Source organism: Rhodothermaceae bacterium, from assembly GCA_009838195.1.
Taxonomy (GTDB): Bacteria; Bacteroidota; Rhodothermia; order Rhodothermales; family Bin80; genus Bin80.
The window spans coordinates 1-12074 of record VXSC01000042.1 but is presented as its reverse complement, the minus strand read 5'-3'; the positions used below and the strand labels follow the sequence as shown (position 1 = coordinate 12074).

The following is a 12074-nucleotide window of genomic DNA, read 5'->3' as shown; positions in this document are numbered from 1 at the left end:
GTGGGTTCTTGGGGTGATCCAATTTGAATCCCCCCTGTTGTGTTAATGGAATAAGTACCCTTTGTAGCCTGACGACAACGCATGCAGACAGCTTATCAGTGCGGCGAAACAGTAGTGGTTGCGGATATGGGATGTGATATTTTTCTTTTGCCAGTTGTTACGTATTGATCGTGTTTGAACCATTCCTTGGGTTTGGATCCATTCGAACATGGTCCCCAATCTAGGGTAAACAGACCAAGTGGGCTTCTTCACTGTATCCTTATTCGTGGTAGTCAATGGAGCGTCCAGCGCAAGTAACACCGTACCGAGCGTCTAATTCTATTCGGATTGTTACGGCAGCGAGTCTATTTGACGGGCACGATGCCGCCATTAACATCATCCGGCGCGTACTGCAGGCTTCTGGAGCAGAGGTAATTCATCTTGGACATAATCGATCTGTGCAAGAAGTCTTGGAAACAGCTTTGCAAGAGGATGTGCAGGGGATAGCAGTGTCTTCATACCAGGGTGGCCATCTGGAATACTTCGGCTATCTGCTTGCGGAACTGGATGCGCGCGGAGCGGCGCACATAAAAGTCTTTGGGGGTGGCGGTGGTGTGATTGCCCCGGACGAGGTCAGGCAGTTGCATGCTATGGGGGTGACACGTGTGTTCACATCTCGGGATGGGATGCGGCTTGGTCTACAGGATATGATCAATATTATACTCAAGGCCTGCGATTTTCCAGTCACTTCCAAACCGGTGGGTAAACTCCCATTTGATAAGTTGGCCCGCCAACTTACCCATGCAGAATTGCAGCCTTCTAATGAAATAGAATGTCCAGACCGTGCAGTGGTTGTCGGGATTACGGGAACAGGTGGCGCTGGCAAGTCTACACTCGCCGATGAGCTTGTTCTTCGTCTGCTTGAAGACATAAATGAGGTAAGCGTGGCGATTTTGTCCGTGGATCCTACACAGCGGCGTTCCGGGGGCGCATTGCTGGGCGACAGGATTCGGATGAATGCCCTCTATGGTCCGAAAGCCAAGGGGCGAGCATTCTTGCGTAGTCTAGCCACAAGGCGAGCGCATCGTGCTACCAGCGAGGCACTACTGGGAAGCATAATGGCCTGCTCCAAAGCTAAATTCGATTTAATTATAGTTGAAACGGCTGGTGTTGGGCAAAGTGACACAGAAATTGCCGATTTGGCGGACATAACGCTGTATGTAATGACCTCTGATTATGGTGCGGCGACACAGCTGGAAAAAATTGGTATGCTGGATGTGGCCGACCTTGTCGTGCTCAACAAGTACGATCACAGAGGTAGCATGGATGCCCTGCGTGATGTCCGCAAACAAGTCCAGCGCAATCGGACGGCATTTGACCAGACTCCTGACACCATGCCGGTTTATCCCACCACGGCCTCCAGTTTTAATGATCCGGGTGTGACGGCACTGTATTCGGATTTGGTTGCCCTGCTGCGTGAGAAATGCAATTTTAAATACACGACGTCTATGGGGGAAAATCCGGCCTCTCACAACAGCGATACGGTTATACCGGCCCAGCGCCAACGCTATTTGGGTGAGATCTGTGACTCGATCCGGGATTACCATGATTGGGTGCACAGCCAAGTCACTTGTGCCCGCAAATGGGGACAGGTGAGAGGGACGAAAGCTCAGGTAAAGGCTTGGAATCCTGCTGATGCCGAAGAATTGTGCACGCGCCTTAGCATGATGGAGGCCCACTGGTGGGAACGCTTGGATAGTCGGTGCAGAAATATCCTGACCAATTGGGATGAATGGGCCGATAAGTATCGGAAGGAAACGTATACCTACACGGTGCGTGATCGCGATATCAACGTTCCGCTATTTGTCCAGTCTTTGTCCAATACCAAGATTCCACGTATAGCCTTGCCCGCAGTGGCCGACCAAGGCGCGCGACTGAATTTTGCTCTGAAAGAAAATCTACCTGGCTATTTTCCGTTTACGGCGGGCGTGTATCCTTTCAAACGAAGGTTTGAAGCGCCGACACGGATGTTCGCGGGAGAGGGATGTCCGGAGCGAACCAATCGCAGGTTCCATGTAGTGAGCCAAGGTACGTCCGCCCACCGGCTTTCAACGGCTTTTGACTCCGTGACACTTTACGGATTTAACCCCCGTAAGCGGCCTGATATTTATGGTAAAGTGGGAAACGCGGGAGTGTCAGTGGCAACGCTGGATGACATTAAGAAACTCTACAGCGGATTTAATCTTTGCAATCCGGAGACCAGTGTATCTATGACCATCAATGGTCCGGCGCCTGTGGTCTTGGCCCTGTTTTTCAATAGTGTGATTGATCAGGCAACCGAGTTTTTTCTTCGTGATTCGGGGCGCTGGGAGAAGGCCCAGAAAGTGATAAACAACAAACTGGAATCAAACCGGCCTCATTACATCCCCTTTGGGCCTGAGGGATATGAAACGGATTTTCCTGCGGGGCATGACGGTAGTGGTCTCGGTCTTTTGGGTACCTCCTCCAAAGAGCTCGTCGAGTGGGGCGTGTTGGAGGACATGGAGTTCGAGCGAATCTGTCGCGAAGCAATACAGACTGTTCGGGGCACTGTGCAAGCGGATATCCTAAAGGAAGACCAAGCTCAAAATACGTGCATTTTCTCTACTGAGCTGGCACTGCGCATGATGGGCGATATCCAGGAATATTTTACGCAGGAACAGGTCCGTAATTTTTATTCGGTATCCATTTCCGGGTACCATATTGCGGAGGCCGGAGCCAACCCAATTACGCAACTTGCTTTTACGCTGGCGAATGGATTTACCTATGTGGAGTACTACTTGAGCCGCGGGCTGCATATTGATGACTTTGCGCCCAATTTGTCCTTCTTTTTCTCGAATGGGATGGATGCTGAGTACGCAGTCATTGGCCGCGTAGCCCGTCGTATTTGGGCTATAGCCATGCGGCAGCGATACGGAGCAAATGAGCGAAGTCAAAAACTGAAGTATCATGTTCAGACATCCGGCCGCAGCCTCCACGCTCAGGAAATCAGTTTCAATGACATTCGGACAACTTTACAAGCACTACTTGCGATATATGACAACTGCAATAGCCTACACACGAATGCCTATGACGAAGCATTAACGACACCAACAGAAGAGAGCGTCCGCAGTGCAATTGCAATCCAGCGTATCGTTAACGAGGAATTTGGTTTGGCCCAAAATGAAAATCCGCTGCAAGGATCCTTTATCGTTGATGAACTGACTGATTTAGTGGAGGAGGCAGTCCTGCTTGAATTTGAACGGATCAATACACGGGGAGGTGTACTAGGAGCCATGGAGCTAATGTATCAGCGTAGCAAGATTCAAGAGGAGTCTTTGCACTATGAGCGCCAAAAGCAATCTGGTGCATTGCCAGTGATTGGGGTCAATACTTTCCTGCCGCGCACTCAGCCCGTCCAAGATAAACAATCACTAATGCGATCCTCGGATGACGAAAAGCAGCATCAGATTGCTGGCCTCAAGGCATTTCAGTTGCGGAATCGACATCGATCACAGGCAGCCTTGGATAAACTCATGAACACGGCCCACAATGGAGGCAATTTATTTGCAGAACTTATGGACACAGTGCGGTGGTGTTCACTAGGGCAGATTACTGAGGCACTGTTTCGCGTGGGTGGTCGTTATCGGCGCAGCATGTGAGCATGTTACTGGCGTTTGAAGGGATTGACGGCTCGGGCAAGCGGACGTAGACCCACTTTCTAATTGAGCGGTTGCGGATTATACACCACACAACACCAAACCAAACCACCGTCAGGATGCCAATCGCGGGGACATCGTGACGAGTTGCCTAGACAAGTTGTTTTTCCTTGCCCTAATTCCGCGATGATGCCAGTGTGTCACTCATTGGAGGAAGGACTGTGTTCCGTGGAGCCCTCGCACGTACCATGTACGCCTCTAACAAACCTCTGTGCTGATCTGGAGTCTCAACCGCCTCAACAATAAGTTCATGGTCAAGGTGATTCACCCGATCACAAGCAGCGCGCAAGGCATCCATTGAGATCTTGAGCGCCACATCAACCGGCATGCGCTCTGGATTAATATCCAGGCCATACCAACCCTCATAACCATGCATCTTTAGAACATAGAGGCCGGCTTCCATTTGCTCCGGTGAGATCAGGCCAACATTCAGATCCTGATCATAATTCCCCAACGGCTGACTATTCCAGTGTGTATGAGCTAGACGTCCCTCGGATAATGGCCAACTCAACGCATAGGCAATGTCTTCAAATCCCATGAGCAGGTGTCCAATTTCAGGATTCATGCAAACCAGTTTATGGCCTTCCTCGAGCAGGTTTCGATTGTCTGGATGTTCCAGCATTTCTTCAACCTGCTTCCCGAGCAGTACGCCTTCCGGGGTCAAACTATAGAGAATTCGTCCCCTCGGCTCGTATGGCTTTGGCTCAAAGGCAATCCGTGATCCCGGAGCTGCATCTAGTGCCTCTGCCAATCCCTCGGCAAACCTTTGGCGCATACGGGCCATGTGAATGCCAAAAGGATTTTCATAGCCATCAATTCCAGGCCATACGACCGAAAAATCGCATCCCAATTCCTGTCCTAAGCGTAATGAACGTGCTGTTCTATCAATCGCCATCTGACGCATCCCGTCGTCAGGGTTTGAGAGAGAACCAAATTCGAATTCAGGATCATAGAATAACAGCGGAATGACCGTCAAAAGTCGAATCCCCGTATCCCGGGTAAAGCCTTTCCAGAGGGACAGATTGTCCTCATTGATTTCGTTCGGATAATGTGCTTCCAGAGCATGTAGGCCGTAGTCCTTCAATGATGCTGCGATCTCCAGTCGAGCCTCAATGGATTCATCCGGCTTGTATTTGGCGTGAAATCTTGAATCGGCCGGCGAAAAGAACCAGATCCCCGCAGAAAATTTGGGCTCCAATTCAAAGGACTTTAAGTGGGAGATCAGATCTTCTCCCGTGTGGATCGTAGCTTGGCCACGTAAATCAGCAAGGGGCATCCTTAAGTACTTTTTATCATGAGATTGCGCTGTATTTTATGTGGAGCCGAGACCTTCGTTCAGTCTTTAACTTTGGACAATCCAACGACGAACGACATTCAACTTCACCCCACCCTTCACAGGAACGGAGGTTTGATTGACGACTCCAATAATGCACAATCTACACATTATATCGGCATTCAGAGCAGAGCACACACATGACTGTGAAATTCCGAACAGAACTACCGTTGTGTCTCAGAGGCTCCGAACCCGTGGTCAGGGATTATCCCTCTCGTTGGGAAATGCGAGCCCTTTCGCGTGACTCTCCGGCACCACATATCTGGTATGATAGTCCAACCAGTCTGAAGAATAGCGCTGGTAAACCGGATCATCCTTTAATCTTCCTGGAATCTCATCATACGTAGGATCTGCATGTGAAGGTAATGGACGGAGCGTCTTGGAGAAGGTGGTGTTATAGTCACCGTCCTTTACCCAGCCATCCCCAATCAGAACAAAATCTCTCTCTTGATCTGTTGCTGTCGGATCCATCTCCGAAAACTGTAGCAACATTTCGTCTCCCGCATTCATGATGACATAGCGGTCGTCCACCTGCACTAGCAGTGGCAGAACGTCCCCAAAACGCGTATGGTAGCCAACAAGGTCTCGCCAGATCTGAGCGGTACCACTCAACGTATTGTATGCGGGCAGTTCGGGGGAAGACCGATCTTCTTCATTCACGATCGAGAAACCGCGATACCTGAGGTCTGCACTTTCAGGGAGCATATGCGTCACCTGCAAGGCCGAGTCATCCAGCTTTGCAGCTGTGTACAATGCATCCCAATAGATCTCCATGTTCGTATGTAAACGCAGCCGCTGGGCACCTGAACTCCTTGCCACCGGGGCCAAATCAATCAGGACAGTTTTGGACTTGCCACTCGGGAACCCCAAATTCGCATGTACCACTTTCCAGGACCCATCGGGCAGTTGGGCTTCCAAACGCAATCCGCTTGGAGGGGAATGCGCTCCCTGACTGATGGCGACATTGATGGAGCTGTCCGTTGGTCGAATCCAGCCCCTGGCAACTAGCCAGGCATCCTGCGGGGTCTCTTCGTTGATTTCTACTTCCAGATAATGATCTCTGGTAATACCTTGATAGTCACCGCGTCCAAAGAAATCCGCATAACGCTCATCCTGGACAAGTACGGTTTCCAGTATATCCTGGCCTTGGTCATTCCATGCCCCCACAATGGGCATGAGCTCAGAGGTAAGATGGATTTTCAACTCTGGTGGAGGAAAGGCAAATCGCTCATCCACAAAGATCTCCGTACCAACAGGATGATCCACAACCATCAGAGATACGTGATCGAAAAAATGAGTCTCCCATAACTCTGCGGTTATCCGCACATCATAGTACCCACTCCGAGGCTGCAGCTGATCTCCCTTGATCTTGACCCAGTCTTCCGTAGTCATCACCCCCGCAGTCTCCTGTGCATTGATCCGAAGTCCGAGAGGAGAGCGCCAGATGAAGTCTGTAACAAACATTACTTCTTCTCCATTCCAGGTAAAGAGCCACGGACAGGATCCTTTCAAACGTTGGGTCGCACTGACAATCTCGTCCGACAAAAGATCAAATTCCGCTTGCACCGATCCATTGGGCCATGTAATACGTGCAACATCTGCAAGCGACTGCTCTCCAAGCCCAAAATGCACAATCGGTTGGGTGATGGGTTGCTTCTGGTACAGGAGCCCTGCACGGATCTCAACCTCCCCACCAATTCCAAATGAGTTGATGCGTTGATCTCCTACCGCCTGTGCAGCACGGGGTTGAATCTGTTTCCAGTGGTATCCTTTCGATGTCAAGATTCCATAGCGCACAGGACGGCGGTCGTCACTTAGACCGACCATATCCAGTTGCCCCGCAAACCGCGTAGCACTTAGTGCGTATGTTTCCAAGTCCACTGAAGCCCCGTACGAATAGAATGCGTAATCATGATCCTGCAGGAGAATCTGAGACTGACCATTTGTGGTTACTACGATATCAGTTCCTCCGTTATTATCCAGGTCTCCAGTAAGAAGCTGTGTTCCTGCTGCATGTAAAGCCGCCTCGAACAGTACGTCTACGGCTGGCTCGTTCCCCAGAGTAACACGAAGGATTTGTCCGATATCTGTAAGTGCCAAAATTTCTATCCTGCCATCACTGTTGCTGTCAGAAACCGTTACATCCAGAAGGGTGAGGTCTTCAATGGGATTCTGAATGGAGATGAATTGGCCCTGCCGCTCATTCGCCAGCACCCTCAACCGTCCTTCGGAATCGATCAACGCCGCGTCGGGATCTCCATCCTGGTCCAGATCAGCCCAAGCAAATGCATGGATACCGGAATCGACTGAGAACCATTGTGCGCGCTCAAGTGTGCCATCCCCATTATTGCGAAGCGTCAGTAATCCGTTTTCGGCATCATTCAGAACCAGATCAATGTCTCCTTCCAAATCAATATCTGCCGCCCATACCCCTGTATAGGCCGCACCAGTGAGGGTTGCGCTCAAATTCAATTCGCTTGTTACATCCGTAAACTGTTCCAGCGAATCCTGACGTAACAGTCGCAATCCCCCAGCGCCAGCCAAAACCAGATCCGTCCTGAAATCAAAGTCGTAATCCATCCCTATACCAGCATCATGTCCACTTACACGGGGAGCTTCCCACGCTTCCTGACGGAGCGTCCTGACGGAATCCATCCCAGCATAAAAAATTGCCGGTAACGCAGCATTCCCTAGTGCAATCGCGGAAATCCATCCTTGGGATGAGTCTGAGGTAACCAGCTGCTGATCCACTACAATCTGCAGCGAGTCATCTCGTGGTGCAGGAAACGAAGAAGGATTCAGTAATCGGATAAACCGCGTGACCGGATCCCCCACTCGCTCAATTGATACGCGTACCTCTGCCAAATCCTGGCGGTACTGTGGCTCGCTGAGCAAAATATTGCGAAGAATTGCTATTTGAATTGCGGTGTCTTCCTCTAGGGCTGAATTTCTGAGCAGTTCAATCTGCTCGTCTACCCCTTCGCCCCATGCATAGGAGCTGAGCTCATTCAGCAGTTCAAGATCCAAGGTACCCAGGGAAACTGATTGCTGAAGCCGCTTGAGCACAACGGAGGTATTTCCCGGAGCAGCAGTGACGAGCTGATTCGTCAATGACCTGCTTTCATCCGAGCCCTCAGGAAGCAGCTCAATCAGTTCAAAGAGTGCACGCACGTTCAGTGAATCAACCAATACGGCCCTGCGCAGATATCGTACTTGCGCAGAGTCATCATCCATCATCCGTGCGTGAGCTGCGGCTAAAAGCAGGATTTCGCTATTTGTTGAGTCTAGTTGCAAGGCGTGTGCCAAATGCCCCGTTGCCACATCCAGTTCATTCCGGCGCATCGCCATCAATGCCAGGTTTGCCCAGGCAGCTGGCTCTCTGGGAGCGAGTTCCGTGACCAATGTCAGCTTCGCATTGGCACGCAGGTCTTCACCCACCTCCATCGCAGATACTCCTGCGTAGAAAGCACTGACGACGCTGGTATATTCGTCAGATCCTGGGCTAGGACCCTCCGAACCTCCACACCCAAGCACCAGGGTTACAAGGATAATCGGGATAGTCAATCTCGTACGATGCATAAAAATCAGCAAGCAGGTTTTCTAGGAAAGCCACGTCAACGCAAACGCAAAGCCAATTGTTTGAACGATGCCCAAAAATCATGACAAAACTTTACAGAATCCAACACTCTTTCCGTGGGAGGTACTGAGTAGGATGAGCGAGATGCATTGTTTTGGTATCTGGTGAAGTTATCCCCAAAGAGTGGAAATCGCAAACGGGCCGAGGAATACATCGGGGATTTGACCAACAATTAGACAAACTAGCTGAACCAATGCTCAACGATGTCCAGCCTCAGCCAAAAGCAGACAAATCAATAGGGTCGACCGCGACGTATGACAATTCACACAATCGTATACATGACCCCCTGCATGAAGACTCCTGGCTAATCACCAACCAGCATGACACCTTGGAGTCAACACACCCACCCTAGCCACCGAGCCGAAGATCATTCAATGTCTTCCTGCCCCGGCAGTTAATATGATCGAGTCGAATGGATCTCTGACGATATACTCGTCACTAAATCACACAATGCATTGATTGGGCTGGCCTGCAGATACAATCGTTTGGACTAGAAATGAATGGCATACGTCAAGCGTATATCACGGCCCGGTAGCGGCACAGTCTCTTTCAGGAACGAAGTATGTGCTCTGGCTAACGTATTGCCGAGATTCAAGCCCTGCAAAGAGATGCTTTGAGCCATAGAACCCGTGATCAACCGATAACGTACTTTGGCATCAATCATGGTGTAGCCGTCCGTGTGTTCTTCCATCGAAAACACCCGCTCTTGGCTGGCAATCCGTCTCACAGATAGATTCGCCACAAAATTATTTACCGAATACTGCAGCGAAGCTCCCAGGCGTAACGGCGGAATACGGGGCAGATAATCATCTTGGGATGTAAGTTGGCCGTTTACGTAATCTCCCATCAGCCCAAGTATAACGTGAGTATTCCCACTGTGGAACACCTCTATGTCTGCATCTACTTCCAGCCCTGTAATTCTGGCTTCCGCCTGAGCAGTCTGAAGAACCGGATTCCCCTCTTCCATCATACCTGTCGGTGCATGATAGATAAAATTGTCCGATTGATTCAAGTATCCCGTCAATGTCACATGTACAGGCTCCGTATTGAGAAATCCAGAAATCGTAACATTGTTCGTCACCTCAACTTCAAGGTTTTCATTCCCTATTTCTACAGAACGTATAGCCGTGTGTAATCCATCCGAATACAGTTCCGTTGTACTTGGAGCCTTTGCCGCGCGTGCAAGGCTCAATGAGAATGACAGTTGCTCGCTCAATTCATAATTTGCCCCTCCACCCAGACTCAGGGATGAGAATGACCTCGAAGCCTTGCCATCAGGGTCATGAGACTGCCACTGCATTCGACCGCTGAGTTCCAGTCTCAGTGAGCCCAAATTAATCCGCTCCATCGCAAAGATGCCCACCTGAGTGGACAGGGTTGCAGGCAAACTTGAGTGGCTTCCCGTGGGGGTTGCCAGATCACGCCGTTTCATTTGTACTCCTGCAGTCCCTTTCGTAGACCGATGGAGTGAATGATCCACCTCAACGCGTCCCTCCCACTGATTATTCTCATATACGACCCCGATCTCTTCCGATCCTGATTCCAGGTGCTCGAGTTCGGTGTGCTGATAATCGGCAACGCCAAATCTGAAGCGCAGGCCCTCAACGGCCCCATCACCAAAGCGATAAGCTCCCTCTATATCGTAAGTCACGGAGTTCAGGTCAATGGATACTTCCCCTTCTTCTTCCTCGTGACCATGTTCGTCTTCGTGCTCATCGTGCTCTTCCTCATCAAGATGGTCCTCGTCATGATGTTCATCCTCCTCATGCTCTTCATGCTCTTCCTCATGTGCCCCATGCGCATGTCCAGGAACACCGTAGTCTGAATTGTGAAAGCTAACAGCAGCTCCGACATAGCCACGCCTACCGAGCCAGGACATGCCAAAGGATCCTCGCCCCAGCGAGGTGCTTGAGTTTTCGATATGGTCTACCATTTCAAGCTCTTCCTCGCCATGCTCTTCATCGTCATGATCATCGTGTTCATCGTCTCCATGCTCCTCATCTTCATGATCATGCTCCTCGTGATCTCCTTCGGGGTTAAATGATGGTGTGGAGACGTCCCCTGTTTCACGTAATAAGCCATGAGCACGCCAAACAACATTCCCGAATGCACCCGTAAGGCTCCCACCACCTCCTCGTTCATTGGAACCTAGCCCGCCCCTTCCCATCACCATTCCCTCAATGCGATTCACCGGACGCTCATTAGGAACCCGCCCATCAAGGATATTTACCACCCCACCCGTGATATCGCTTCCGTACAGGAGCGTTGCCGGCCCTCGGATAATTTCAATTCGTTTGGCATCAAAAGCATCTGCACCCACGGCATGATCTTCACTTTGATCACTCGCGTCACCGATCGCTAAGCCGTGCTGAAGAACCTTGACTCTGCTGCCTCCCACTCCACCGATTATCGGGCGGCTGGCCCCGGGACCAAAATAGGTGGATGCCATGCCCGGTTGGTTCTTTAAGGACTCTCCAAGACTGACTCCATCCGATTCAAAAAGGTCACTTTCTGTCAAGACACTCACTGGATTGACCAGCTCCGAACGCGTCAGGGCTGTCGGCCCTGCCGTAATAATCATCTCCTCAAGATGTACATGTAGCAGAACTTCAATATCCACTTCGATGGTCTCGCCTGCAACCACTGTGATTCTCTCTGAATTTCGTCCCCAAAGAGGGCTTTCAACACGCAGAAGTACCGAACCTGCCGGCACCTCTTCAAAAACAAACCGCCCCGCTTCGTCAACCCGCTGTGAGTAATTCAAACCAACCAGCGTAACCGTAGCATCGGTAACAATTGTCGCATCATCGGTTACATAAACGGTACCTTGAATGCTCCCCCACTCTTGTGCCTTCACCGGCAAAACTCCCGCCATTACTACAAGCAAGCCGGCAACGAAGTAGTATAGATTTTTCATCAGTGTCTATTGATTACCCCCAGGTTTTTTCTAAGTGTCTGTGTCCATCATGCTATGTACATACGATCACTCCAACATGTATTGATCTAAGCGATGTACTCTTATCCTCGCCATGAATAGTGGCACGAGAAAATCAGTAAGAAAATTCTCTTCCATCTAGCCGGTGCAGTAACCGATCACTCGGACTGTTGTTTCTTGGCAAAACTCATAGCCAAAGTTGAATCCATCAGAGTCAAACGCCACCCGGTAACAGGTAATGACCAATATAAGCCCTTGGAACTGAATATATTTTTGTCGAACTCTAAGGGATCGGTCTCAACCTACTGAACTAGAAGTTTAGGCCCCAAATCCCGACACACTACCTGAATTATCCAACCCTACTTGGACAGAATGGAGAGGGAACCTCGAATCTCTCACTCCCCTGGTATAGTAGGACGGCCGTCAGATAAGGCTACGGGGCGCTATGTATTT

At 50.4% G+C, this 12074-nt stretch carries 4 protein-coding genes; 1 reads left to right on the top strand and 3 read right to left on the bottom strand.

All coding sequences use genetic code 11. From position 1 onward, the window contains the following. The first annotated feature begins 275 nt into the window (after positions 1–275). Positions 276–3659, top strand: coding sequence for a methylmalonyl-CoA mutase family protein (locus F4Y64_09455; GenBank protein MXX97823.1), 3384 nt, complete (start codon positions 276–278; stop codon positions 3657–3659). A 172-nt stretch (positions 3660–3831) separates the two neighbouring features. Here the strand turns inward: F4Y64_09455 and F4Y64_09450 are convergent, their stop codons facing one another. The 3 genes from F4Y64_09450 to F4Y64_09440 form a co-directional block, all read right to left on the bottom strand. Continuing rightward, positions 3832–4992 carry a TIM barrel protein gene (locus tag F4Y64_09450; GenBank protein MXX97822.1) on the bottom strand — a complete coding sequence of 387 codons (1161 nt, stop codon included), beginning with the start codon at positions 4990–4992 and terminating at the stop codon, positions 3832–3834. Positions 4993–5247: 255 nt separating this feature from the next. Then, positions 5248–8628 carry a hypothetical protein gene (locus F4Y64_09445; protein MXX97821.1) on the bottom strand — a complete coding sequence of 1127 codons (3381 nt, stop codon included), beginning with the start codon at positions 8626–8628 and terminating at the stop codon, positions 5248–5250. A gap of 548 nt (positions 8629–9176) precedes the next feature. Beyond that, complete coding sequence (locus F4Y64_09440) at positions 9177–11603, bottom strand: TonB-dependent receptor (GenBank protein MXX97820.1); 2427 nt, start codon at positions 11601–11603, stop codon at positions 9177–9179. Positions 11604–12074: the final 471 nt, after the last annotated feature.

Bases quoted from the DNA above. Each gene is read 5' to 3' on its own strand.
- F4Y64_09445 (MXX97821.1), bottom strand. From the start codon at position 8,628: ATGCATCGTACGAGATTGACTATCCCGATTATCCTTGTAACCCTGGTG.
- F4Y64_09455 (MXX97823.1), top strand. From the start codon at position 276: ATGGAGCGTCCAGCGCAAGTAACACCGTACCGAGCGTCTAATTCTATT.
- F4Y64_09450 (MXX97822.1), bottom strand. From the start codon at position 4,992: ATGCCCCTTGCTGATTTACGTGGCCAAGCTACGATCCACACGGGAGAA.
- F4Y64_09440 (MXX97820.1), bottom strand. From the start codon at position 11,603: ATGAAAAATCTATACTACTTCGTTGCCGGCTTGCTTGTAGTAATGGCG.